The sequence below is a fragment of the Marinobacter lutaoensis genome (assembly GCF_001981305.1).
Classification (GTDB): domain Bacteria; phylum Pseudomonadota; class Gammaproteobacteria; order Pseudomonadales; family Oleiphilaceae; genus Marinobacter; species Marinobacter lutaoensis.
On record NZ_MSCW01000005.1, the window covers coordinates 32,342 to 57,603 of the forward strand.

A 25,262-nucleotide genomic window follows, 5' to 3' on the forward strand; every position below is an offset into this window, starting at 1 on the left:
ATACCCGATTGTGCAGACCGTCAATGACCCCAAGATCATCGTAGCCCTGGACTTTGCCTCCGAGGCATCCGCGTTCGCGCTGGTGGACCGGCTGGATCCGGCCAAGTGTCGTCTGAAAGTGGGCAAGGAGCTGTTTACCCGGTTCGGGCCCCAGCTGGTTCGCTCCCTTCAGGGGCGTGGTTTCGAGGTGTTTCTGGACCTGAAATTCCACGACATACCCAACACCACGTCCGCTGCGGTGGCGGCGGCGGCCGACCTCGGTGTCTGGATGGTGAACGTGCACGCTTTGGGCGGCGAGCGGATGATGGTGGCATGCCGGGAGCGCCTTGACGCCTATGGTGCTGACCGGCCGTTGCTGATCGCAGTGACCGTACTGACCAGCATGGGGCCTGAGGACCTTGCCGGTATCGGGGTTGCCGGGACGCCGGAGGCTCAGGTGTCGCGTCTGGCGACTTTGGCCCGAAACTGTGGGCTGGATGGCGTCGTTTGTTCTGCGCAGGAGGCGCCGGTACTCAAAGCCGAGCAGGGGGCGGACTTTGTGCTGGTGACGCCGGGCATTCGTCCGGCGACGGCGGAGAAAGGGGATCAGCAGCGGGTCATGACGCCTTCGGAGGCGTTGCGGGCGGGGTCCGACTATCTGGTGATTGGCCGCCCCATTACCCGGGCGCCGGATCCTCTGGCGGCCTTGGAGGTCATTGCCTCGGAAATCGAAGGGTTCTGACGGTGCCGGTGTGCGGCGCCCGTGTAAGGGCGTCGCCGATGCCCTGTCACCCAGTCTCTTGGTCCAGACATAAAAAAGCCCGTAGATCCGAAATCCACGGGCTTTTGGAATAAGTGGCTCCCCGAGCTGGGCTCGAACCAGCGACAAACGGATTAACAGTCCGTTGCTCTACCAACTGAGCTATCGGGGAACGTCGTCTGACGAGGCGCGTATATTAAGTGGGTCCCACGGCCTCGTCAACCCCTGGCCAGAAAATTTTAGGCCAGGGCGTTCCTCAGTCTTGCCACCGCTTTTTCCAGGTTTTCCATGCTGGTGGCGAAGCTCAGGCGCATGTGCCCGGGGGCACCGAAGGCCGATCCGGGCACCAGGGCAACCCCGGCATCGCTGAGCAGTTTCTCTGCCAGTTCGACGTCGGTGCCGACCCCGTCGGTGGCTTCGATGGCGCCCTGGAAGCTGGGGAACACATAGAAGGTACCGTCGCCCCGGAGACACGCCACTCCCGGCAGCTCGTTCAGGGCCGAAACCAGCCAGTCGTGGCGCTCCCTGAATGCCTTGACCATTTCGCCAACGCAGGTCTGATCCCCCTCCAGGGCTGCGGCTGCCGCTGCCTGGGAGATGGAACAGGGGTTGGAGGTGCTCTGGGACTGGATCTTCTTCATCGCGCCGATAACGCGGGCCGGGCCAGCGGCGTAGCCGATGCGCCAGCCGGTCATGGAATAGGCCTTGGACACGCCATTGAGTACGAAGGTGCGGTCATACAGCTCGGGACAGGCGTTGAGGATGTTGCAGAACGGTTTGCCAGTCCACAGGATCGGTTCGTACATGTCGTCGGTGGCGACCATGACGTGCGGGTGCCGTTTCAGGACCTCGCCCAGCGCTTTCAGCTCGTCCAGGGAATAGGCCATGCCGCTGGGGTTGGAGGGGCTGTTGATGACGAACAGCCGGGTACGCTCGGTGATTGCCTGTTCGAGTTGTTGTGCCGTGATCTTAAAGCGGGTTTCGGCGGAGGTCTCGAGGATCACGGGTTTGCCTTCGGCCACCAGTACCATGTCCGGGTAAGACACCCAGTAGGGGGCAGGAATGATGACTTCGTCACCCGGGTTCAGAATGGCCAGGGCAAGGTTGAAAAAGCTCTGTTTGCCACCACTGGATACCAGAATCTGGTTGGCTTCGTATTCCAGACCGTTGTCCCGTTTGAACTTCGCGATAATCGCTTTCTTCAATGCCGGCGTACCATCCACCGCGGTGTATTTGGTTTGGCCGTTGCGGATGGCCTCGATGGCGGCCACCTTGATGTGTTCGGGGGTGTCGAAGTCCGGTTCGCCGGCGCCCAGGCCAATGATGTCCTGGCCGGCCGCCCGGAGTTCCGCGGCTTTGTTGGTCACGGCGAGGGTGGGAGAGGGCTTGATCGCCTGTACACGGCTGGAAAGTTGAAGGTCCAAACTTGAGCTCCTTAAAGCTACGTCCATTGGGCTGCGATCGGCCGGTGAGGAGCCTGGGTGTTGGCTGAATCTCGGCCAGCCGTCGATCGCACTGATGGTATCATGAAGCCTGCCGAACACTAAATGTTCCCATGGTATTGGCCCGGTTGGTGGCCATTACCGGCCAAGTCCCGGAGGTAATCAGACCTTTTATGGCCAGCAAAGAATCCCGCTCCGCCCGACAGGGCGTGTTTCGCGTCAACTCCTCCTATCAGCCCGCCGGCGATCAGCCGAAAGCGATCCGGGAACTGGTGGACGGATTGCAATCCGGCCTGGCGCACCAGACCCTGCTGGGGGTGACCGGCTCGGGCAAGACGTTCACTATTGCCAACGTCATCGAGCAGGTGCAGCGCCCGACCATCATTCTGGCTCACAACAAGACTCTGGCGGCGCAGCTCTACGGCGAGTTCCGGGAGTTTTTTCCGGACAACGCCGTGGAGTATTTCGTCTCCTACTACGACTACTACCAGCCGGAAGCCTATGTGCCGTCCTCGGACACCTTCATCGAGAAGGACGCCTCCATCAACGAACACATCGAGCAGATGCGACTGTCCGCCACCAAGGCGCTGCTGGAGCGGCCGGATGCGATCATTGTCGCCACCGTGTCGTCCATCTATGGTCTGGGTGATCCGGAGTCCTACCTGAAGATGATGTTGCACCTGGATCGTGGCGATCAGGTGGATCAGCGGTTCATTCTCCGGCGTCTGGCGGAGCTGCAATACACCCGCAACGACGTCGAGTTCCACCGGGCCAACTATCGGGTACGCGGCGACGTGATCGATGTGTTTCCCGCGGAATCCGAACGGGAGGCGATCCGCATCGAGCTGTTCGATGATGAGGTGGAGAACCTGAGCCATTTCGATCCGCTGACCGGAGAAGTGCTGCGGCGGGTGCCGAGGGTGACGATCTACCCGAAATCCCATTACGTCACGCCCCGACAGACTGTCTTGGACGCGGTGGAACAGATCAAGTCCGAACTGGACCAGAGGCTGCAGCAGCTGCGGGACAGCAACCGCCTGGTGGAAGCCCAGCGGCTGGAAGAACGGACCCGTTACGCATTGAGATGATGCTGGAACTGGGCTACTGCAACGGCATTGAGAACTACTCCCGCTACCTGTCCGGGCGCCAGCCCGGCGAACCGCCGCCCACTCTGTTCGACTACTTGCCGCCGAACGCGCTGCTGGTGGTGGATGAGTCCCATGTCACCATTCCGCAGATCGGTGCCATGTACAAGGGCGACCGGTCACGCAAGGAAACTCTGGTGGAGTATGGATTCCGGCTGCCGTCGGCACTGGACAACCGGCCGATGCGATTCGAAGAATGGGAGCGCATCGCGCCGCAGATGATTTTCGTGTCTGCCACCCCGGGGCCGTATGAGGCGGCGCATGCGGGACAGGTGGTCGAGCAGGTGGTCAGGCCCACCGGGTTGCTGGACCCGGAAATCGAGGTACGCCCGGCCTCGACCCAGGTGGACGACCTGCTGTCGGAAATCCACGCCCGGGTGGCCGTGGATGAGCGGGTGCTGGTCACCACGCTGACCAAGCGGATGGCCGAGGACCTGACCGACTTCTTGATGGAGCACGACATTCGCGTACGCTACCTGCACTCGGACATCGACACCGTGGAGCGGGTGGAAATCATCCGCGACCTGCGGCGGGGGGAATTCGACGTTCTGGTCGGCATCAACCTGCTGCGAGAAGGTCTGGACATGCCCGAGGTGTCCCTGGTGGCAATCCTGGATGCCGACAAGGAGGGTTTCCTGCGCTCCGAGCGGTCCTTGATCCAGACCATTGGCCGGGCTGCGCGCAACGTCAATGGCAAGGCCATTCTCTATGGTGACACGATCACCGGCTCCATGCGCCGGGCCATTGATGAGACCGAGCGTCGCCGCGCCAAGCAGATGGCATTCAATGAGGCCCACGGCATTACCCCCAGGGGGCTGAACAAGAAAATCGCCGATATCATGGAAGGGGCGACTGGCGGCCGGGGTCGGAAGCGGGGCGAGCGGCCGGGCCAGAAGGTGGCCGATGACAGCGGAAGCTATCGTGCCGCTGATACCGGGCGTTCGCCGGAGGCACTGCTGAAAGAGATCGCCCGGCTGGAAGACGAGATGTACAAGGCGGCCTCGGAACTGGAGTTCGAAACCGCCGCCCGCCTGCGGGACGAGATCGCCGAGCTGCGGGAAGCGGCGTTGAGAGCGGGCTAGCGCCGGGGGCCGACGATCACCGCCGCCTGCAGGGGCTGGTTGCGCCCGTATTTCGACATACGGGTGAAAACCCGCCGGTCGATGGGCAGGTATTGTTTGTCCGCGACCGTTTCCCCCGCGTCCGTGTCGATTTCCGGGTCGTGCAGGTAGACGAACCGGTCATCGATGGCACAGACGGTCACCCAGTGGGGGATTCGGCTGTGGTTGAGCTGCCAGGTGCTGATCAGAATCACCGGAACGCGACCCTCGTGCAGCGCCCGTTCCATGCTTTCCAGAGTGAGCGGGTCATGGTGCAGCTCAATGCCGGTATGGCCGATGTCGGTGAGGAAACCCTCGTGCACCAGCTCCAGTACCCGCTTCTTGTCCTCGTTACGAACCGTATCCTTGAACAGCGCGCCTTCCTGGCTGATCCAGGCGCTGGCGTGGAAACCGCGCTGCCAGGCCGCCAGGGCCAGGCCGTGGGGGCCGCAGCCACCATGGCCCGCGAGCATGAAGATGGTGGTGGCTTGCCGCCAGATGCGCAGTTCCTCCAGAGTGTTTACCGGCTGCTGTTCATCCAGGGCCGCCATCGCCATCAGTAACGCTGCGGGGCCACAGGTGAACTCGGTGGTCTGGGGGTAGTAGGGGACCGTCGGAAACTCCCGGGACGGCTCGTAGTACAGGATGCGGCGCTCGAAACGCAGGGCGTCGCCGTGATCCTCGTAGTAATCCCGGTAGGTGCCGAACTGGCGGTAGCCCAGTCGCCGGTACAGGTTGATGGCACCGGCATTGTCCTCCCGTACTTCCAGGCGCATGACGATTCGTCCGGCCTCGGCGGCTTCCTGCTCGGCTTGGCGCACCAAGCGTTCGCCCAGCCCCTGGCCACGGGCCTCCGGCGACACCGCGATGGAGTAGATGCGAGCCAGCCGGGTGGCGGCGTTCATCAGCACCAAGCAGTAGCCCAGCAGGCGGCCCCCATGCTCGGCCACGATCAGCCGGTCCTGGGGCATATCCAGAAAACGCCGGAAGCTGCGGCGGGACAAGCGATCCTCGGTGAAACATTGCTGTTCCAGTCGGACCAGGGCATCCAGATCTTTTGGGGTGGCGGGACGCAGGGTGATCTCGGGCATCGGGGGCTGGGCCTTGCATGGGTCGGGTAGGCGAGCGGATGAGCGCGTCACTTGCGGCTATTATGGTAGAGCCTGGCCCGGGCGCAAACCCTGGCTGCATGCGTAGAAGCACGCACTCACGGCCAATTGCCCGGCGACGGGCCCCGGCGTATCGTGCGGCCATCAGAACCGGCAGAACCTTCAGGGAGGCGTGCCACCCATGTCCCGTTTGCTTATCGTTGTCGACCGCGCCAAGGATTGGGCGCCGTATTACCCCAGCGAGGATGTGCTGACGTTCGACCAGTATCTTCAGTACGCTTCGCCGGCGACCGGGCGGGTGCGGGTCATCAACCTGTGCCAGAGTTCGAAGTACCTCAGCAAGGGCTATTACTGTTCACTGCTGGCCGAGGCGCGTGGACACAATGTGGTGCCCTCCGTTATGACCCTCAATGATCTGAGCCGCAAAGGGTTGTTTTCCCTGCAGCTCGATGAGCTGGACCGCCCGGTGGTGCGCTGGCTGGAAAAGGCGGGGGCGGTGATCGAACCGGCAGCGGATGAGCGGGAGGCCACCCACGAGGTCCGTGTGCGCAGCTTTTTTGGGCAGGTGGCCCAGCCGGAGTTGAAACTGGTGGCCCGGGCCCTGTTCGAACGGTTTCCCTGTCCGATTCTGGAGATCGTCTTCAAGCGCCGGAAACAGTGGCAAATCGATTCCCTGCGGCCGGGAGCGCCCAGCGAGCTGGACGAATCGGAGCAGGACCAGTTCGCCGCCGCTCTGGATCGTTTCAGCAGCATTGTCTGGCGTAAGCCCCGTTCCCGGCGCCGGTACCGGTTTGATCTGGCGGTGCTGGTGAATCCGGAGGAGGAGCTGCCCCCCAGCGACGAGACGGCGTTGAAACGGTTCGAGCGGGCTGGCCGCAAGCTCGGCATCAACGTCGAGCGGATTACCCGGCGCGACTATATGCGCCTGCCCGAGTACGACGGGCTGTTCATCCGGGAAACCACGGCCATCGACCACCACACCTACCGCTTTGCCCGCAAGGCGGAAGCGGAAGGCATGGTGGTCATCGACGATCCGGTGTCGATCCTGCGTTGTACCAACAAGGTTTTCCTGGCGGACCTGCTCAAGAACAACAAGGTGCCGACCCCGAAAACCCTGATCCTGTCCAAGGACCAAAAGGACGCCGTGGCCCGTGTGGTGACGGAACTGGGGCTGCCGGTGGTGATCAAGATTCCGGATGGCGCCTTCTCGCGTGGTGTGATCAAGGCCCGGGACGAGGCCGAACTCGCCTCCGGGCTCAAGTCGCTGTTCCGGCAGTCGGCCCTGGTCCTGGCTCAGGAGTATTTCTACACCGAGTACGACTGGCGCATCGGTGTGCTGGGCGGGCGTGCCATCTATGCCTGCAAGTACATGATGGTGAAGGGCCACTGGCAGATCTACCAGCATGGCGAGTCGCGGGTGGAAAGCGGCGGATTCGAGACCCTGCCGACCTACGAAGTGCCCCGCAACGTGATCCAGGCGGCCCTGAACGCTACCCGTCTGATCGGTAACGGCCTGTATGGGGTGGACATCAAGCAGTCCGGGAATCGGGTCGCGGTGATCGAGGTCAACGACAACCCGAGCATTGATTCTGGCGTGGAGGACAAGTTCCTTGGCGGCGAACTGTATACCCTGATCATGCAGGAGTTCCTGACCCGCATGGAAGACAAGCGCCGGGGGTAAGCCGCCTCAGCCTCCGGCGATCCAGATGCGCACACTGCCAAACCAGGGGTGGTGTGCGAGCCTGTCGTGAATGGTGTCGCAGCTGACTCCCTCGGCCTGCTCCTGGCTGTCGAAAAACAGTTCGATGTAGACCCTGTTTTTCAGGTAGTGCAGGCGCAGGCGGTGGTCGCCCGGGAGATCCCGGCCCAGGGTTTCCGACAGCAGTGCCCTGAGTTCGCCCCGGGGCGGGGCCGGGTGGTTGGCGGCCGGGTTCGCCTCGTCGTTTTCGGTGTCGATGTGAAAGTTGATGTCGCGGATGCCCGGCAGGGCCTCGCGCATCCGTGCCACCACTTCCATGCCAATCTGGTGGCCTTCGGACACGCTGATATCGGGGGGGACTACGAGATGAACATCCAGCAGAATGTCGTGGCCCATCCGCCGGCTGCGCAGCTCATGCAGATTGCGTACACCCTCGGTGCCGAGCGCGATGGCCCGAAGCCGTTGCGTGTCCTCCCGGGACAGGCCGGTATCCACCAGCTCCTTGACGCTATCCCAGGTGAATTTCCAGCCGATGTGGACGATGATGACGGCAATGACAATGGCGGCCAGCACATCCAGCCAGATCCACCCGAGCATGGCACCGGCGGTGGACGCCAGTACCACGACCGAGGAAAAGGCATCGGTGCGGCTGTGCCAGGCGTTGGCGATGATCAGATCGGAACGGATACGCTCGCCGACACGGCGGGTGTAACGGTAGATCCACTCCTTGCCGGCCACCGACAGGCCGGCGGCGACCAGCACCGGCCATTCCGGAACCGTGTCCAGTCCGCCTTCCAGCAGGCGCAGAACGTTTTCCCAGGCCAGCGCTGCGCCCACCGCGATCAGGATACTGCCCAGCAGCAGGGTACCGAAGGTCTCGATGCGTTGGTGGCCATACGGGTGGTTGTCGTCCGGTGCCTGCCGGGAAACCTTCATCACCGCGAGCACGACCAAGTCCGATGCCACATCGGTAAACGAGTGTACGCCGTCGACGATCAGTGCCTGGGAGTGAAACAGGGCGCCCGCCACCACTTTCAGGGCGCCAAGCGCGGCATCGAGTACCATGCCGATGAGGGTGACCCGGGTGGCGGCGTGACTTTCCTCTGCGAGGGTGTGCTGCTGGCTGGGACTCAAGGGGACTCCTGTCGCGGGGGTGGTTTCGGAGATGAACCCTCGCAGTATATCGCTAAAGACGCCGGTTTTTGGAACCCTCTCCGTCCGATCACGCGCGGTGTTATGCACATGGTTGCAGTTCGGTGACTTTGGCCCAAGAATCGCTCGTTGTTGGTCTGAATCGTCTTGACATTGGTAACTTGCTGAAAATAAAGGTTAATTTGACTGATCAAAAAATGACCAATTTGTAGACTGGCGCGGTTATCAAGGGATCGCAACGCTTGCCCCGGGATTTTCAACAGGGTTATCCACAGAATCCGTGGAAAAGGTCACGGGAAGTTAATGTGTCAGTCATTTAGGCGCAAAAAAAACGCAACAGGGGATGCTGTGGAAAACTTTCGGTATACTCCGCAGCTGTTTTTCTGGGAGATGTTCGATGTACGGTCTGATTCGCACTCTGCTTTTCCGACTCCCGCCGGAGCCCGCACACAACCTGGCCCTGAACGCACTGGACCTGGCCCACACACTGGGTCTGCTGCGCGCCCTGACGCCGGATGTGGCACCCTGTCCGGTTCGCGCGATGGGGCTGGAGTTTCCCAATCCGGTGGGGCTGGCGGCTGGGCTGGACAAGAATGCGGACCACCTGGATGCCCTGGGTGACCTCGGCTTCGGATTCATCGAAGTGGGTACGGTGACACCGCGCCCGCAGCCCGGCAATCCGAAGCCGCGCCTGTTCCGGCTGCCGGAGCATCAAGCCATCATCAATCGCATGGGGTTTAATAACGAGGGGCTGGAGCATCTTCTGACACGAGTGCGCCGGCGCCGTTACCAGGGCATCCTCGGAATTAATGTGGGCAAGAACAAGGACACCCCCAACGAGGATTCGGAACGGGATTACCGTGCCGGAATCGAAGCGGTGTATCCGGTGGCGGACTACATCACCGTCAATGTGTCCTCTCCCAATACTCCGGGACTCCGGGATCTCCAGTTCGGTGACTCCCTCAAGCGTCTGCTGTCGGCCATCAAGGAACAGCAGGGGCGCTCCCAGCAACAGACCGGTCGGTACGTACCCATTGCCGTGAAAATCGCTCCGGACATGGACGAAGCGGGCATACGCTTTGTGGCGGGCGCGCTGCTGGAAACGGGGCTGGACGGTGTGATCGCCACCAATACCACCATTCGCCGGGAAGCGGTGGCCGGGCACCGTCATGGGGCGGAAGCCGGCGGTTTGAGCGGCGCGCCGGTTCGGGATGCCTCGCTGTCGGTGATTCGGGGCCTGTACGCGGAGCTGGGGGATCGGCTGCCGATCATTGGGGTTGGCGGCATTACCGATGGCGAGAGTGCAGCGGAGAAGGTGCGGGCCGGAGCCAGGCTGGTGCAACTCTACACGGGGTTCATTTACCGGGGGCCGACCCTGATCGGGGAGTCGGTGGAAGCCATCCGGCGGGCGTTGACGGCGGCCGAGTAGAAAAAGGATGGGCCCGCCTAGCGGGCCCTTGCAGGGAATAAACCCCGTTGCGCTTCCTCGCATGGTACGGGGCGGGAGGCCCCGTTTGGGTTGCTTGGTGACTGCGTTGAACTGCTTCGTTTGTGTGTTGCGTTGAGTTCAAAAAGATCAGGTTTTGGACCGGGCCACCATTTAGCTAGGAGGTCTAGGAGGTAATGGTGGCCAGCTTGTGAATTCCGGAGACGCCGATCATGCCCTCCCAGTTGTCTTGTCGGCCTTCGCGCCACCCGTTCAGCCATTCCTGCCGGACATCCGGCTGTTCGACCGGGCAGCTGTCTTTGGATTTACCGGACACGCCGGCGAGGTATCCCCGCTTGAATGCACGAGCGTACATGTCTCTTTTCTGTCTTTTCATGCCGTCCCTCACTGATGGTTAACAGAAGTGGGGTGCCGGTACCCAACACCCGCGTACCCAGCCCAGGCCATGACAATGGGTCCTTGTCGTGTGTCACACGGAGACATCCCCCTATTGCCAGTTCTGGCCAGAGCCGTCAGGATCCTGTTAACGGAGGCTTTTCAGGCCTCCGGAACGACGCGTCAATTACAAGGTAGAACGAACCCTCGGCGGCTGTACACTATTTATTTCATCTAGATGACGCTTCTCTTATAGGTGGATGAAATAAAAATGACGCGTTAGCGGTAGAATGGCCGCGAAATCGGAAACTTAGCCTGACCCTTACTGAACACCAGGAGACCTCCTTGTCCGACTGTGTCTTTTTTGTAACCTGCCCCAAGGGCGTCGAGTACCTGCTGGCCGACGAGCTCCAGTCGTTCGGGTTGGAGCCCACCCGCAACGCTCCGGCTGGTGTCTGGGCCCAGGGCGATCTGGCGGCGGGCTATCGGGCCTGCCTGTGGTCCCGCCTGGCCAATCGTGTGGTGCTGCACCTGGCGGAGGTGGACGCCAGCCGCGACGAACGCCTCTATGAGGGCGTGCTGGGGATGCCCTGGCCGTCCCATATTCCCGCCCAGGGCAGCTTCCGGGTGTCCTTCTTTGGGCAGAACCGTGTCATCCGCAACACCCAGTATGGTGCCCAGCGAGTCAAGGACGGGATTGTCGACGCCTTTCGCGCCGCTGGCCTGCCGCGGCCATCGGTGGCAACCCGGCAGCCGGATGTCACTGTGGCCGCGCGCCTGACCCGGGACCGCCTGTCCCTGGGGATCGACCTGAGCGGACACAGCCTGCACATGCGGGGTTACCGGACCGACAAGGGCGTGGCGCCGCTGAAGGAGAATCTCGCGGCGGCCTTGCTGCTGCGGGCCGGATGGCCTGAAATTGCCGCCGAGGGGGGCGATTTCGTGGACCCGATGTGCGGCTCCGGAACTCTGCTGATCGAAGCGGCCATGATGGTGCTGGACATCGCCCCGGGGCGGCGTCAGGAACACTTTGGTTTCGAGCGTTGGCTTGGGCATCAGCCGGAGACCTGGCTGGCACTGCGGCAGGAGGCGGAGCGTCGAGCACATGAGGGTCGCCAGAGGCGGCTGCCGAAGATCGTCGGCTACGATCAGGACTCCCGGGTCATCGCCACCGCTTGGCGCAATATTCAGCGCGCCGGCCTGGACGGGGTGGTGCATGTGGAGGCGCGTCCGGTGGCGGAGTTTCGGCTTGACGGCGAGCACGCCCATCGCGGCCTGATGCTGACCAACCCGCCCTATGGCGAGCGGCTTGGCGAGCGCTCCGAGCTGTCCGGCCTCTACCGCGCCTTGGGCGAAGCCGCCCGGAACGCGTTGCCCGGGTGGCGGCTGGGCGTGTTCACCGGCGTGCCCGAGTTCGGCAAGTCCATTGGCCTGCGCAGCTTCAAACAGTACCGCTTCTTTAACGGCAAGCTGCCGACTCAGCTGCTGCTGTTCGAGGTGACGGAGGAAAATCTCCGACCCTCGGTGGACCCGGACGAAACCGGCGAGATCCGGCCCCGCATCGTCAACGAGGCCCGCGCCGAGATGCTGCGCAACCGGCTGCGCAAGAACCTCAAGACCCTTGGTCAGTGGGCCCGCAAGCAGGGGATTGGCTGTTACCGTCTGTACGATGCCGACATGCCGGAATACGCGTTGGCGGTGGATCTGTACGAAGGGCGGGTGCACGTGCAGGAGTACGTTGCCCCCAAATCCGTCGACGCCCGGGCGGCCCGTGAACGCTTGTCGGAGGCGCTGGCGGTGATACCGGAGGTGCTGGGGGTCGAGCCTGCGGCCATGGTGTGCAAGCAGCGCCAGCGCCAGACCGGCACCCGCCAGTACGAGAAGCAGGATGCCACCGGTGAATTCTTCACGGTGCACGAGCATGGCTGTGCGCTGCGGGTCAATCTGCGGGACTATCTGGATACCGGCCTGTTTCTGGATCATCGGCCGGTCCGCCACTGGATCCAGCAACACGCCCGGGGCCGCCGTTTTCTCAACCTGTTTTGTTACACCGGTGCCGCCACGGTACACGCCGCTGTCGGCGGAGCCTCAGGCTCACTGAGCCTGGACCTATCGAAAACCTATGTGAACTGGGCCCGGGAGAACCTGGCGCTGAACGGGGCCGACCCAAGGGCGCACCGGGTGGAGCAGGCGGATTGTCTGGCCTGGCTGGCCGAGCCGCCGCAGCCGGGGCAGATGTTCGACCTGATCTTCATGGATCCGCCCACCTTCTCGAATTCGGCCCGCATGGACGGCGTGCTGGATGTCCAGCGCGATCATGTCGCCCTGGTGCGGGGGGCCATGCGCCGACTGGCGGATGACGGCCTGCTGATTTTCTCGAACAACTTCCGGCGGTTTCAGCTGGCCGGGGAGTTGGAGGCGGAATTCGAGATTCGGGAGGTGTCCCGGCAAACCCTCGACCGGGATTTCCAGCGTAACCCCCGCATCCACCGCTGCTGGCACATCCGCCACAGGAGGCGTGATCAGAACTCGTAACGGAGCCCGCCCGAGAACTGGAAGCTGTCGATATTGCTGCGGGTGTCCTTGAACAGCTTGCCGCCTTCGACCACCAGGTAGGTGTTGATCATGACCTGGAAGTCGAGCCCCGCGAGCCAGCCGGTGCTGAAGGCGCTTTCCGGAACGTCATCGAGTGCACGGTAGGGGCTGTTCCGGCTGTCCTCCGGGTGTCCGAGGTGGGCGCTGCCCCGCACGTAGGAAAAGCCGAACTGGCCGTAGATGTTGGCGTAGTCGGTCACCGGGTAGTGCAGGCCGAGGTACCAGCTGCCGTAATAGTCCACGGACAGGCTGAGATCGCTGTCCGGGACCTCGGCGTCCTGAATGCCGGCGCCGAGACGGATCTCGGCGTGGAACAGATCGGTCAGATGACCACCGATGACCAGGGTGCTGGCGTTGCCCCAGGCACGCTCCGAATAGGGGCCGATGGTGCGGTGGTTGATGGCGGTGGCCAGCAGCCCGATGTAGTGCCTGTCCGAACGGGGCGGGGTGTCCTGGGCGTCGGCGGCGGGGCTGATCAGGGTCGCGACCAGAAGGAGCGGGGCGAGCGCGCCGGCATGGGGGGCCTGGGTCATGGCGTTTCGGTTTCCTGAGATGCTGAGCACAGGCACCGATTCTGCCGTGTGTAACGGTATGTTACGTGGATCCGCGTCACACTTCCCGGTGACCGGAAACGGTCAATAACCCTCCAGCAGCCCTTCTTCCTTTGCCAGTAGAAGCAGGGCGTAGACGCCGTTTTCCGGCAGCTGCGGCTCCAGCCCTTCCTCGAACAGGAGTTGCCGGCGCCGGTCTTCCAGAGCATGGGCGTCCCGGTGGGTAATCAGGTCGCTGATCGGCGCGATTTCAAAGGGCGCTTCCTGGCGCACCGCGCCGAAGATGAGGTCCACCAGGATCTCGTCCGGGTCCAGCCCGTCGACGTATACGGTTTCGTCGGGCAGGTCCTCGTGCAGTTCCCGGGCCAGTTCGATCAGCGGCACGCCCTGTTCCCGCAGGTAGAACAGGTCGACATCGCCCAGGTCGCCGTCGTCCGGCAGCCAGCTTTCCTCCGGCGCGATCACGACGGTTTTCATGCGACCGTCCGCCAGGGACCAAGCCATGGCCACGGGAAACAGCGCATCGTCGGTCTGACAGTATTCAATGTCGAGGAATCGGGGCAGTGACAAGGTTGTCTCCGGTGTTGATGAACGACTGGTATACTGGAGCGGCCATTATCAATCAATCAGGGGCATCATGGAACACGCTGATTTCAACCAAGGTTTGCTCGAATTTCTGAACCAGTCGCCAACGCCATGGCACGCCGTGGCAACCATGAAGGCGAAGCTGGACGAGGCCGGGTTCCAGGCGCTGGACGAGCGCGAGGACTGGTCGCTGGCGGCCAATAGCGGCTATTACGTGATTCGCAACGGATCCAGCCTGGTGGCTTTCCGCACCGGCACTGGGGACCCGGCGGCGCAGGGCGTGCGTATGGTGGGAGCCCACACCGACAGTCCCTGCCTGAAGGTCAAGCCCAATCCGGTGCTGCGGCGCAAGGGGTACTTTCAGTTGGGCGTCGAGGTATACGGCGGTGCCTTGCTCAACCCCTGGTTTGATCGGGACCTGTCCCTGGCCGGACGGGTTACGCTGCAGGAGGCGTCCGGCCAGGTCCGGGATGTGTTGGTGAATTTCCGCCGGCCGGTGGCGTTCATCCCGAGCCTCGCCATTCACCTGGACCGGGAGGCCAACAGCAATCGCAGCGTGAATCCGCAGACCGATCTGCCTCCGGTTCTGATGCAGGCTCCGGAGGGGGACGCCACCCGCTTCGAGGATCTGCTGGAACGTCAGGTCACCGAAGAAACCGGGGTGTGCCCGCGCAGGATTCTTGGCTACGAGCTCAGCCTCTACGATACCCAGAAAGCCGGGTTTGTCGGCTTGCACGGGGAGTTCATCGCCTCGGCCCGGATGGATAATCTGCTCAGCTGCTACATCGGCCTGCAGTCTCTGATCCACACCTCGGGCGAACAGCCGGCGCTGCTGGTGTGCAATGACCACGAGGAAGTCGGCAGCATGTCCGCCGAGGGAGCCCAGGGCCCGTTCCTGAGTGCAGTGCTGGATCGTTGGCTGGGCGCGGCCAGGGGGCGTGCGCTGGCCCGCTCCATGATGATTTCCGCCGACAATGCCCACGGCGTGCACCCCAACTACCTCGATCGGCACGACGAAAACCATGGCCCGATCCTGAACCGGGGACCGGTGATCAAGGTCAACCACAACCAGCGCTACGCCACCAACAGCCGCTCGGCGGCCCTGTATCGCCTGATCAGCGACGAGCTGGGCCTGCCGCACCAGACCTTCGTAGTGCGCAGCGACATGGCCTGCGGCAGTACCATCGGTCCGCTGACGGCGGCCAACCTGGGCGTGACGACGCTGGACATCGGCGTGCCGCAGTTTGGTATGCATTCGATTCGTGAGCTGATCGGTGCCGAGGACGGCCACACGCTGTTCCGGGTACTGGTTGAATTCCTGCAGCGGCCGGTGGTGCTCTGAGGGAAAGAAAAAAGGCCGCTGGTGAACAGCGGCCTTTTGGGAATTCGGTGGCTCCCCGAGCTGGGCTCGAACCAGCGACAAACGGATTAACAGTCCGTTGCTCTACCAACTGAGCTATCGGGGAACAGCGTCGAAGTGGCGCGCATATTAAGCGCTTTATCCGGCCTCGTCAACCCCTGGATGAAAGGGCTGAAAATTGTACAGAAGCAAGACCTTACGCTATCGTCCCCCGGTCTGGCTGCGCAACGGTCACGTGCAGTCGGTGTGGCCGACGCTGTTCCGTTCGGTGTCGCTTCGGGCTCCGGAACGGCGGTGGCTGGCGACACCGGATGACGACCGGCTGTATCTCGACTGGTACCGCCAGGGGGCCGGGCGTCTGGCGATCATTTCCCATGGTCTGGAAGGCCACAGCCAGCGCCCCTATGTGCTGGGCCTGGCCCGGGCTCTGCTGGCTGCCGGCTGGGACGTGCTGGCCTGGAACTACCGCTCCTGCGGCGGTGACATGAACTTGCAGCCGAGGTTTTACCACAGCGGCGCCACCGACGACCTGGGGCTCGTGGTCTCCCACGCCCTGGGCGAGGGCTACCGGACCGTTCTGCTGTCGGGTTTCAGCCTCGGAGGCAACCTGACTCTGTTGTATCTGGGGCAGCAGGGGGAACGCGTCGACAGCCGGATCTGCGGCGCCGTGGCCTTCTCGGTGCCCTGCGACTTGGCCGGCAGCGCGGAGGTGCTGGCCCGCCCCAGCCGGCGCATCTACATGCAGCGTTTCCTGAAGGACCTGCATGGCAAGATGCGCCAGAAAGCCCAGGCGTTTCCCGGCCTGATCGACGTCGAGGGGTTCGGCTCCATTCGCAGCTTCCATGAGTTCGACGACCGTTTCACCGCGCCCCTGCACGGCTTCCGTGATGCCCGTGATTACTGGGCCCAGTGTTCGGCGCTGCCACGACTGCGGGACATCCGGGTGCCGTCGCTGATGGTCAACGCGGCGGACGATCCGTTTCTGTCCCGAGGCTGCTTTCCGGAATCCACCCGAGTGCTGGGGCGTCACCTGCGCTTCGAGTCTCCCCGCTGGGGTGGCCATGTCGGCTTCGTGGAACACGCTCGGGACGGCCTGTACTGGTCGGAACGGCGGGCCCTGCATTTTATCGGTCGGCTGTCAGTCGCTTGACGCCTGGTGCGCAGGGGACAGCAGGGGCGCCAGCACCGGCCAGAGATTGTCCAGCAGCCTGGGCTGGGCCTGGGCGGTAGGGTGAATGCCATCGCCCTGCATCAGCGGCGGCTGGTCGTAGATGCCCTCCAGAAAGAAGGGAACCAATGGCGCATCGTAGCGGTCGGACAAGCGGGGATAGAGTTCCGCGAAAGCCCGGGTATAGCGTTGGCCGTAGTTGGGCGGAATCTGCATGCCCACCAGGACCGCCCGGGCACCAGCGGCCTGGGTCAGTTCGATCATTCGGGCCAGGTTCTGTTCGATGACCTGGGGCGGGAATCCCCTCAGGCCATCGTTGCCGCCGAGTTCGATCACTACGATCCCGGGCTCGTGCCGGCTCAGCAGCCCGGGTAATCGGCGCAGGCCGCCATCGGTGGTTTCGCCGCTGATGCTGGCGTTGACCACCGACCAGTCCAGCCGTTTCTGTTCGAGCCGCGCGCGCAGCAGCTGGACCCAGGCCTGCTCGGCGGGGATGCCATAACCGGCGCTGAGGCTGTCGCCCAGAACCAGCAGGGTACGGGCGCCGGCCAGCCCCGGTAGAGTGACGAGCAGGAACAGCAGCAGGATGAATCGGGCGGGCCTTACGTGCGTATGCATGAGGGGGCTTCGTCTCCTATCTGAATACAGGACAGGTAATCAACGGGAGTTTCCGTGAACCAGATGACCAAAACACAGGCGGAGTCGGACGTTCCTATGCTGAAAGTGACCGGCCTCAGCCATCGCGTGGCCCTGGCCCATGATACGCTGACGATCCTGGAGGGGGTCAACCTGGAGATTCTCCGTGGTGAGTCGGTGGCAATTGTCGGGCGTTCCGGTTCCGGCAAAACCACCCTGCTGGGGTTGCTGGCCGGATTGGACACCCCCAGCGAGGGTTCAATCCTGCTCGATGGCGCTGTCATCAGTGAGCTGGATGAGGACGAGCGGGCTCGGCTGCGGGCGCAGCGGGTGGGGTTCGTGTTCCAGTCGTTCCAGCTGCTGCCGGCACTCACCGCGTTGGAAAACGTGTTGCTGCCGCTGGAGCTGGCTGGGCAGGAGGCGCCGGAATCGCGGGCCCGAGAACTGCTGGAACGGGTAGGGCTCGGGGATCGCCTGCATCACACCCCACGACAGCTGTCCGGAGGTGAACAGCAGCGGGTTGCCATCGCCCGCGCCTTCGCCTGTGATCCGGTGGTACTGTTCGCGGACGAGCCCACCGGCAACCTTGACAACCGCACCGGTCAGGCCGTCTCCGATCTGCTCATGGCGCTGAACCGGGAGCAGGGGACCACCCTGGTCATGGTGACCCATGACGAACAACTGGCGGCCCGTTGTGGCCGCCAGCTGCACATTGAGGCCGGCCGGTTGTCGGAGCCGGCGGTCGCCGGCGGGGAGGCTCCGTAATGGCGCGCAACGGAGCATGGGCCCGCCGGGACTGGCGGGAACGGGACGTCCGGGTGGTCCTGGCGGCACTGGTGATCGCCGTGGCCACGGTCGCCACCATCGCTCTGTTCGCCGATCAGCTCCAGCGGACCCTGGTCAGCTCCGCCAGCGCTTTCCTGGCGGCGGACCGGCAGCTGGAGGCGGAGAACGGACGGCCGATCCCCGATGAGTGGCTGCAACAGGCCCGCGCCCGCGGGCTGGCCACCGGCCGGATGGTTGAGTTTTCCACCATGGTGTTTGGCGGCGACGGCTTTCAGCTGGTGTCGGTGAAAGCCGTCAGTGACGAGTATCCGCTGCGGGGCGACATCGACATGCAGCGGCGGCCCGACGGGCCCCGACTGACGGTGAACCGTGGCCCCGGTCCGGGGGAAGTCTGGATCAATCCCCGCCTGCTCCGGCTGTTGGGGCTGAACATTGGCGATACGTTGGAGGTGGGCAACCGTGCGCTCAAGGTGACCGGCCTGCTGATCCGGGAACCGGACGGTGGCTTTCGGCTGTCGGCGCTGGCTCCCCGGGTGATGATGCATCTGGACGACGTGGCCTCCACCGGCGTCATCCAGACCGGCAGCCGGGTCGAGTATGTGTATCTGTTTGCCGGCGACGACACCGCCCTGGCGTCATATTACCAATGGTTGAAACCGCGCCTGGGGCCCAGCCATGAGTGGGAGAGCGTGCGGGACGGCGAAACCTTTTCCCGGTCCCTGCAACGGGCGGAGCGCTTTCTGCTGCTGGGCGGCAGTTTAGCGGTGCTGCTGGCAGCCGTGGCGGTTGCCGTGGCCAGCCGTCAGTATGCCTTGTCCCAGCGCGACACCGTGGCGTTGCTGAAAACCCTGGGACTGGACGGCCCGGGCATTGCCCGGCGTTACCTCCGTCGCCTGCTGGTGTGGGGACTGGTGGGCATCGTCGGTGGCGTGTTGGTGGCATTGCCCCTGTTCTGGTTGCTGGCTTCCCTGCTGTCGGAGGTGCTGGAACGCCCCGTTGATATCCAGCTGGCGCCGCAGGCGTTGCTGCCGGCGCTGCTGACCGCGGTGGTGTCCCTGTTCGCCTTTGCCTATCCGCCGATTCGCCGGTTGCGCCGGGTGCCCGCGATGCGGGTGTTGCGCAGCCAGCCCGGGGAGTCCGGGCGGGACCTGCTGACAGACGTGGCACTGGCGCTGATCGCGGTGTTTGGGCTGGTGTGGCTGTACGCAGGCGAGCTGGCTCTGGTGGCGTCGCTGCTGGGCGCCCTGGTGCTGCTTCTCGCGGTTCTGGTTCTGATCGGCGGCGGGCTCATTGCCCTGCTGCGCCGGATACGGGGCGGCGGCACCAGCTGGCGCTTGGCGCTGGTGGGGCTGTACCGGCATCGGAGCGCGGCCTTGTCGCAGCTGGCGGTGTTCGCCATGACGCTGATGCTGGCGGTAACGCTGATTTTGGTGCGTACCTCGTTGCTGGATGACTGGCGGACCCAGCTGCCGGACGAGGCACCCAATCATTTCCTGATCAACATTGCACCGGATGCGGTGGACTCGGTGGCGGACTTCTGGCGCGAGCGGGGGCGGCCGCTGGAGGCACTGTATCCGATGGTGCGCGGGCGTCTGGTGGAGCTGAACGGCCGTCCGGTGAAGGAGGCGGTTGGCAAGGATGAACGCATCGGGGCGTTGAACCGGGAACTCAACCTAACCTGGATGGCGACGCTGCCGGAAGACAACGACCTGGTCGCGGGGCACTGGTTCGAACCCGGTGAGGTCCGGGGCGTATCGGTGGAGTCCCAGCTGGCGGAGCGGCTGGGTTTGTCCTTGGGGGATGAGCTGACCTTCGTGGTCGGCGCCGAGCGGATCACCGAACCGGTCACCAGCATCCGTACGGTGCAGTGGGACAGTATGAAACCCAACTTTTATATGGTGTTTCCGCCGGGGGGCGGGCTGGAGGGCCTACCGGCCACCTGGATCACCAGCTTTTACCTGCCTGCGCAGGCCAAGACTGCCCTGAACGACTTCACCCGGCAGTTCCCGACCGTGTCGGTGCTGGAAATCGATCACATCATCAGCCGGATCCAGGACATCGTGCGCCAAGTTACCCGGGCGATCGAAGCGATTCTGGCGCTGGTGCTGGCCGCCGCCCTAGTGGTGATGGCGGCGGTGGTGGGCGCCACGCTCCGGGACCGGCAACGGGAGGGTGCGCTGCTGCGGACACTGGGGGGACGGCGTTCCCTGCTGGTAAACAGCACCCTGCTGGAATTTGCCGTGCTGGGCGGCTTGGCGGGAACGATGGGGGTGCTGGCGGCGGAGGCGGCGGTCTATGCGCTCCAGGCCCGTTTGTTCGGGGGCGGTTTCCGGTGGCATTGGTCGGTGGTTTTGCCGGTGCCCCTGGTGAGCGCGCTGGTGGTGGCCCTGTTCGGCCGCTGGCAGCTGCGGCCGGTGCTCAACGTGTCGCCGATGCTGCTGCTCCGGCGCCTGGAATAACCCGGTCCAGCGGTAGTTGGCGAGGATGGCGTCCAGTTCGCCGTTTTCGCGCATGCGCGCCAGTTCCTGGTTGAAGGCGTCGGCGAACGCCTGCCAGTCCTGCCGCAGCATGATCCGGAATCCGTAATGGCTGAGGGAGTGTTGCGACGACCGGAACTGGTCCTGCATGCCCTCTTGGCGGAGAATCCACTTACCGACCAGACGATCGGCAATCGCCGCATCGAACTGGTTGCCGTATACCAGGTAGGTAAACATGTCCCGGTCCCGGGCGACGTCGAAGCGTTGGATCTTGCCGGATTGGAAGTAGGGCTCCAATGGCGGGTACAAGTAGCCCAGATGGGTGACCACCGTCCGAGAGAACAGGTCCTCCGGTTGCTGGTATTCCAGAGGCGACTGGCTGGGAACGAAAAACACTTCCTCAATGTGGACCACCGGATCGGTGAACAGGAACTTGTCCGGTTCCGCGGTCCATTCCCGGGCCCTGGGCGTGGCGTCGATGAAGCCGTCCAGCAGCATCTGGTCCACCCGCTTTCTGGGAATGCGTTCCGCCACCAAACGATACCCAAGGCGGGAGGCAATCCGTTCCATGACATCCCACATGATACCGGAGGCCCGGTCCTGCTTGACGATCAGGTAGGGTGGGTAGCCATTGGGGGACACGTTGAAACGCAGCACCGGGACGTCGTCGCCGGCGCCAAAAACCGGCCCGGAGGCCAGCGCCAGGAGACACAGGAAAGCCCTGGCCAGGTGGGAAGGGGAACCGTTTAGCATCGCGTGACTCTGTAGGGCGATGGATGTTTGACGTTATAGATAACCCTGCAGCTTCCCTGCCTCGTTCGTTGGCCCATTGTCCCCATATCGGCCGGCCATTGCAATTGGCCGGCCGAGCCGATGTCAGGCCCAGGCCCGGCGCAGTACTTCCCGGGCGTCCTCGAGGGTCACCTCCTTCGGATTGAACATGATCGAACCGTCGTCCAGAGCCAGCTCGGCAATGGCGTCCAGCTGGCTTTCCAGTACCTTGCCGGTTTCCTTGAGGGTACGGGGCAGCTGGCATCGTTTGTACAGCTGGTCCCGCAGCTTGCGGATGGCGGCGATGCTGGCTTCCGCGCGGCGGTGCCCCGGCGTGGCGGCATAGACCTCCGGGCCCTCCAGGTACAGCAGCAGCTCCCCCAGGGGAGCGCGGATGGTATCCAGGTTGTACTCCAGGGCGTAGGGCAGGTACAGGCTCATGCACAGGCCATGGGGCAGATGGCAAATGGCGCCGGTGGCATGCCCCAGGGCGTGCACCAAGCCCACCATGGAGTTGGAGAAGGCGATTCCCGCCATGGTGGATGCCTGGGCCAGCTCCAGACGTCCCTCGATGTCCTTGGGGTTGTCCATGACCGTGAGCAGCGACTGGCTGATTTTCCGGATGGCAGCGGTGGCGTAGGCATCGCTCAGCGGGTTCTTGGCCAGGCAGGTATAAGCTTCGGTGGCGTGGGTGAGGGCATCCATGGCGGTTGCCGCGGTAATGTGGGGGGGCAGGGTCAGGGTCATCCTCGGGTCGATGATGGCCGCGTTCGGCAGCAGGAACGCGGATGAGAACGGTAGCTTCACGCCCTTCGTTTCATCGGTGATCACCGCCACCGAGGTGACTTCCGAGCCTGTGCCGGCAGTGGTGGGGATCACGAAAAAGGGTTTGAGCGGGTGCTTGAGCACGCCGGCGCCGCTGTATTGGGCCAGGTCGTCTCCGCCCTCGGAAACAAGAATGTTGACAGCCTTGCCGGTGTCGATGGCCGAGCCGCCGCCCACGGCGATGATGGCGTCGCATTTTTCCTGGCGGTAGATGGCGGCGATATCGCGCACGACATGGGTGGCGGAATCGGGCGGTACGTCGTCATAGGTGCTGACGATCTCAAGACCGCTTTCCTCGCAGGCGGCGATGACTGGGTCCAGCAGGCCGGCGGCGCGCACGCCCTTGTCGGTGACAATCATCGGCCGGCGGGCAGCCAGGCTGGTGAGCTCGTAGGGCAGGTGCTCAAGGGCGGCCTTGCCGGCGATCACCTTGACCGGGCAGAAAAACTCGTAATAGTTCTGGCTCATGATGTTCTCGCTGTCTGGAACAGGTGGGTGACGATCCGCAGGTAAATGCGGGCAGCGCTGAGCAGCTTCTCGGGCAGGCGCAGTTCTTTGGGGTACTCCTTGACTGCCCTCTGGGCCACCAGTTTGGGCAGAATGAAGGATTCCAGCCGGTTGAGCACACGGGTCATGCGGACGGCCTGGCTGATCTCGCCGTCCACCAGCATGCGGTCGTTGGCGAAGGCGACGGCGGTCTTCTCCCGAAACGACAGCACCAGGAAGGCATGGGCGATATGCTTGAACTGGATCGACAGGTCCACTGCCCGCGGGGCTTGGCTGCCATGGTAGAGGAAATGGCCGTCTCCGGTGTGTTCCACCACCAGGCGGGGCCCGTCCGGCATCACCATCATCTCGAACAGCAGGCCCGCCGGCAGGGCGCGGGCTTCACGTCTGACCGTTTCGTCCACTTCACTGACGGCCTGCAACGCCCGTCCCATCACCTGGAACATCAGCTCCACGTACAAGCGGCGGGCATGGTACGCCATTGGCTGGATTCGTTTGAGCAGCATGGGGTTTGTCCATGGTTTGTTGTTGGTTTTCATGATTTTTAGAGTTATTGCTCTAAAAGTCAACGTAAGACTGCCCCGGCTACTGCGTCAACTCGGCCAGTTTCTGGCGGGCCTCGGCGCCGATCTCGTCATCGGATTGGGCGGCCTGGCGGTACGCGGTGATGGCCTCGGCACGACGACCCTGGCGCACGGCGATGTCTCCCAGGCGCAGGTAGGCGATGGAGGTGGGCACCGACTGGTTGGCGCGGGTCAGGCGCTGGCGGGCCGTCTCCAGCTCACCCAGCGCCAGGGCGTTGAGGCCTCCCCGCAGCTGGTATTCGAACATTTCCGGGTACAGGGCGATGGCCTTGTCGAAGTCGGCCTCGGCCTTCTCCCGCTGGTCCAGTGCCTGGTGGAGCCGGCCCCGGAGGGAGTAGAACATCGCCTCCCGGGGCAACCGCCGAATGGCCTCGTTGATCTTATCCAGCGCCTCCTGATAGTGGCCGTCGGATGCCAGTGCCAGAGCTTCGTCGTGGGCATCGTAGGCGGGCTGCAGCTGGCGAAGGGTAGCCAGCTTGCGCTGGTAGGCATCCGCGCCCCGGTAGCCGCCGGCGCCGATCCGGTTCACCAGGGCTTGGTTTTCCCGCACCCGGCGCACCGACGGCGGGTGTGTGGCGAACAGTCCCTGGAGGAAGTTCTGGTCGCGCCCCTCGCTGAGCTTCACGAACAGCTCCTGGAGCTCCACCGCCGCCTGCGGGTCGTAACCGGCCCGTTTCATGTAGGCGATGCCGTAGTGATCTGCTTCCAGCTCGTCGCCCTGGCTGTATTGGGCCAGGGCCAGCTGCGCTCCGAGGGCGGCGGTGCCCATGGCCAGCCCCGCCCACTCGTTGTCGGAGACGGCGAAGCCGAGGCCGGCGACGCCGAGGCTGATCAGCTGGGCCTGCTGCAGGCGCTGAACGCTGTGGCGGGCGGCGGCGTGGACGATTTCGTGCCCGAGCACGGCAGCCAGCTGTGCCTCATCCTCCAGTTGCGTCAGCAATCCCCGGTTCACGGCGATCTTGCCGCCGGGCAGGGCCCAGGCGTTGGGCACGCTGCTGTTCAGGACCACGAATTCGAAGGGCAGGTCCGGTCGGTCGCTGACCCTGGCCAGTTTCTGGCCCACCTGCTGTACATAGAGGGTCAGTTCCGGGTCCACGTAGAAGCGGCCGCCCTGGGTCTGCTGGGTCGGGATATACTGTTCGGCCCCCATGGCCAGCTCCTGGCTTTCCGGGATCAGGGACAGTTGTTTTTCCCCGGTGACCGGGTTGACGCTGCATCCGGTAAGTGACGCTGCGAAAGCAAGGGTCACGGCAACGGCATTCAGGTGTTTCTTGGACACGGTGAACTCCTGTTTCGGTATTGGTTCCCTGCGGGCTCCTGTCGTCCCCACATCATTGCACGAGCCGGCCGCGGTGAAAACGGGCCTGGTGGTGGCCGGCCGGGTCATGGCGTATCATAGGCGCTCCGTGCTTCATGCCCCCAACCGAACGCCTGGACTAGGACATTCATGGGTCACCTGATCGAACTCGTTGCGTTGCTTTGGTTCTTCACCTGCTGGGTCGGTTATACCCAGTATTCCAAGCAGCGCGCCGCGGATCGTCCGTGTCTGTCCAACACCCTGGATCTGTACCGCGAGGACTGGATGCGGGTGATGCTGCGGCGCGAAAATCGGATTTCCGATGCTTCGGTGGTGGGCAACCTGGAGCGTAACGGTGCCTTTTTTGCGTCCAGCTGCCTGTTGATCCTGGCGGGGATCATCACCGCCCTGGGTTACACCTCGGAGGCCATGGAGGTCTTCGCCACGCTGCCGTTCAGCGTGGTGCCGAACCGGGCAATCTGGGAGCTGCGCCTGGTGGTGCTGCTGGTGGTGTTTGTCTACGCCTTCTTCAAGTTCACCTGGTCGATGCGGATGTACAACTTTGTCTCGGTGATGGTGGGCAGTGCCCCGATGCCGGGTGACACCAAGGTCAGTCCGGCGGCCCGGGAAGCGTTCGCCCGCAGTGCGGGCAATATCTGCAACCTGGCGGGCGACGCCTTCAACCTGGGGCTGAGATCTTTCTATTATGCCTTGGCGGTGGTGGCCTGGTTCTTCCACCCGGTGGCGTTCATCGTCGCTTCCACAGTGGTGGTGATCGTGCTGTACCGCCGGGAGTTCTGTTCGGACGCGCTGGCCGCTTTGCGCTCGGGCAAGGTGTTCGAGGAACCCGTGCCGGGCAAGTCCGACAAAAGTGTCTAACCCGCGAATGTCTTCATCATAGGTTGTTCCCGA

General features: G+C 63.7%; 19 protein-coding genes, 2 tRNA genes and 2 pseudogenes. 10 read left to right on the top strand and 13 right to left on the bottom strand.

Going from position 1 to position 25,262, the window contains the following annotated elements; translation table 11 throughout:
• Positions 1–10 precede the first annotated feature (10 nt).
• Positions 11–721: an orotidine-5'-phosphate decarboxylase gene (gene pyrF, locus BTO32_RS06395; RefSeq protein WP_076723805.1), complete on the top strand. Its 711-nt coding sequence runs from the start codon at positions 11–13 to the stop codon at positions 719–721.
• 114 nt (positions 722–835) lie between these two features.
• Here pyrF and BTO32_RS06400 read toward each other — a convergent pair.
• Positions 836–911, bottom strand: a tRNA-Asn gene (locus tag BTO32_RS06400).
• Between the two features lie 67 nt (positions 912–978).
• A complete protein-coding gene (locus BTO32_RS06405; protein WP_076723806.1) occupies positions 979–2,163 on the bottom strand; it encodes a pyridoxal phosphate-dependent aminotransferase in 1,185 nt (394 codons plus the stop codon).
• 191 nt (positions 2,164–2,354) lie between these two features.
• On the opposite strand from BTO32_RS06405, the pseudogene uvrB reads away from it, so the two are divergent.
• Positions 2,355–4,408 (top strand): annotated as a pseudogene (uvrB, locus tag BTO32_RS06410) (excinuclease ABC subunit UvrB).
• On the opposite strand, the gene rimI reads toward uvrB, so the two are convergent.
• Complete coding sequence (gene rimI / locus BTO32_RS06415) at positions 4,405–5,517, bottom strand: ribosomal protein S18-alanine N-acetyltransferase (RefSeq protein WP_076723807.1); 1,113 nt, start codon at positions 5,515–5,517, stop codon at positions 4,405–4,407. The pseudogene uvrB and the gene rimI overlap by 4 nt on opposite strands.
• Before the next feature lie 199 nt (positions 5,518–5,716).
• Here rimI and BTO32_RS06420 point away from each other — a divergent pair, with 199 nt between their 5' ends.
• Entirely contained in the window at positions 5,717–7,216 is a 1,500-nt protein-coding gene (locus BTO32_RS06420) for a RimK family protein (protein WP_076723808.1), read from the top strand.
• 6 nt (positions 7,217–7,222) lie between these two features.
• On the opposite strand, the gene BTO32_RS06425 is transcribed toward BTO32_RS06420, so the two are convergent.
• Complete coding sequence (locus BTO32_RS06425; RefSeq protein WP_076724146.1) at positions 7,223–8,401, bottom strand: cation diffusion facilitator family transporter; 1,179 nt, start codon at positions 8,399–8,401, stop codon at positions 7,223–7,225.
• Between the two features lie 382 nt (positions 8,402–8,783).
• Here BTO32_RS06425 and BTO32_RS06430 point away from each other — a divergent pair, with 382 nt between their 5' ends.
• Entirely contained in the window at positions 8,784–9,815 is a 1,032-nt protein-coding gene (locus BTO32_RS06430) for a quinone-dependent dihydroorotate dehydrogenase (RefSeq protein WP_076723809.1), read from the top strand.
• 184 nt (positions 9,816–9,999) lie between these two features.
• Here BTO32_RS06430 and rmf read toward each other — a convergent pair whose 3' ends face one another.
• Positions 10,000–10,209, bottom strand: coding sequence for a ribosome modulation factor (rmf, locus tag BTO32_RS06435; RefSeq protein ID WP_076723810.1), 210 nt, complete (start codon positions 10,207–10,209; stop codon positions 10,000–10,002).
• 344 nt (positions 10,210–10,553) lie between these two features.
• Between rmf and rlmKL the strand changes: the two genes are divergently transcribed.
• Entirely contained in the window at positions 10,554–12,743 is a 2,190-nt protein-coding gene (gene rlmKL / locus BTO32_RS06440) for a bifunctional 23S rRNA (guanine(2069)-N(7))-methyltransferase RlmK/23S rRNA (guanine(2445)-N(2))-methyltransferase RlmL (protein WP_076723811.1), read from the top strand.
• Here the strand turns inward: rlmKL and BTO32_RS06445 are convergent.
• Positions 12,731–13,336, bottom strand: a complete 606-nt coding sequence (locus tag BTO32_RS06445; RefSeq protein WP_076723812.1) for an outer membrane beta-barrel protein — start codon at positions 13,334–13,336, stop codon at positions 12,731–12,733. The genes rlmKL and BTO32_RS06445 overlap by 13 nt on opposite strands.
• Positions 13,337–13,438: 102 nt before the next feature.
• A complete protein-coding gene (locus BTO32_RS06450) occupies positions 13,439–13,924 on the bottom strand; it encodes a hypothetical protein (protein WP_076723813.1) in 486 nt (161 codons plus the stop codon).
• A gap of 67 nt (positions 13,925–13,991) precedes the next feature.
• Between BTO32_RS06450 and BTO32_RS06455 the strand changes: the two genes are divergently transcribed.
• A complete protein-coding gene (locus BTO32_RS06455) occupies positions 13,992–15,281 on the top strand; it encodes a M18 family aminopeptidase (RefSeq protein WP_076723814.1) in 1,290 nt (429 codons plus the stop codon).
• A gap of 48 nt (positions 15,282–15,329) precedes the next feature.
• On the opposite strand, the gene BTO32_RS06460 is transcribed toward BTO32_RS06455, so the two are convergent.
• Positions 15,330–15,405: transfer RNA gene (locus tag BTO32_RS06460), tRNA-Asn, on the bottom strand.
• A gap of 72 nt (positions 15,406–15,477) precedes the next feature.
• Here BTO32_RS06460 and BTO32_RS06465 point away from each other — a divergent pair.
• Entirely contained in the window at positions 15,478–16,449 is a 972-nt protein-coding gene (locus BTO32_RS06465; RefSeq protein ID WP_076723815.1) for a YheT family hydrolase, read from the top strand.
• Here BTO32_RS06465 and BTO32_RS06470 read toward each other — a convergent pair.
• Entirely contained in the window at positions 16,438–17,085 is a 648-nt protein-coding gene (locus tag BTO32_RS06470) for an arylesterase (protein WP_076723816.1), read from the bottom strand. The two genes, BTO32_RS06465 and BTO32_RS06470, sit on opposite strands and share 12 nt — an antisense overlap.
• 96 nt (positions 17,086–17,181) lie before the next feature.
• Here BTO32_RS06470 and BTO32_RS06475 point away from each other — a divergent pair, with 96 nt between their 5' ends.
• Entirely contained in the window at positions 17,182–17,868 is a 687-nt protein-coding gene (locus tag BTO32_RS06475; RefSeq protein WP_139339032.1) for an ABC transporter ATP-binding protein, read from the top strand.
• Entirely contained in the window at positions 17,868–20,348 is a 2,481-nt protein-coding gene (locus BTO32_RS06480) for an ABC transporter permease (protein WP_076723818.1), read from the top strand. The genes BTO32_RS06475 and BTO32_RS06480 overlap by 1 nt, the downstream gene beginning before the upstream one ends.
• A gap of 24 nt (positions 20,349–20,372) precedes the next feature.
• On the opposite strand, the pseudogene BTO32_RS06485 reads toward BTO32_RS06480, so the two are convergent.
• The 4 genes and pseudogenes from BTO32_RS06485 to BTO32_RS06500 form a co-directional block, all read right to left on the bottom strand.
• Positions 20,373–21,119, bottom strand: a pseudogene (locus BTO32_RS06485) (substrate-binding periplasmic protein); the annotation flags it as partial.
• Positions 21,120–21,242: 123 nt separating this feature from the next.
• The gene (locus BTO32_RS06490; protein ID WP_076723820.1) at positions 21,243–22,430 is read right to left on the bottom strand and encodes an iron-containing alcohol dehydrogenase; all 1,188 of its coding nucleotides are present in this window, start codon (positions 22,428–22,430) and stop codon (positions 21,243–21,245) included.
• Positions 22,427–22,975, bottom strand: a complete 549-nt coding sequence (locus BTO32_RS06495) for a hypothetical protein (RefSeq protein WP_076723821.1) — start codon at positions 22,973–22,975, stop codon at positions 22,427–22,429. Before BTO32_RS06495 ends, BTO32_RS06490 begins: the two co-directional genes overlap by 4 nt.
• 79 nt (positions 22,976–23,054) lie before the next feature.
• Positions 23,055–24,332, bottom strand: coding sequence for a M48 family metalloprotease (locus tag BTO32_RS06500; protein WP_076723822.1), 1,278 nt, complete (start codon positions 24,330–24,332; stop codon positions 23,055–23,057).
• Between the two features lie 168 nt (positions 24,333–24,500).
• On the opposite strand from BTO32_RS06500, the gene BTO32_RS06505 reads away from it, so the two are divergent.
• On the top strand, positions 24,501–25,229 hold the full coding sequence (locus tag BTO32_RS06505) for a DUF599 domain-containing protein (RefSeq protein WP_076723823.1): 729 nt from the start codon (positions 24,501–24,503) through the stop codon (positions 25,227–25,229).
• Positions 25,230–25,262 lie beyond the last annotated feature (33 nt).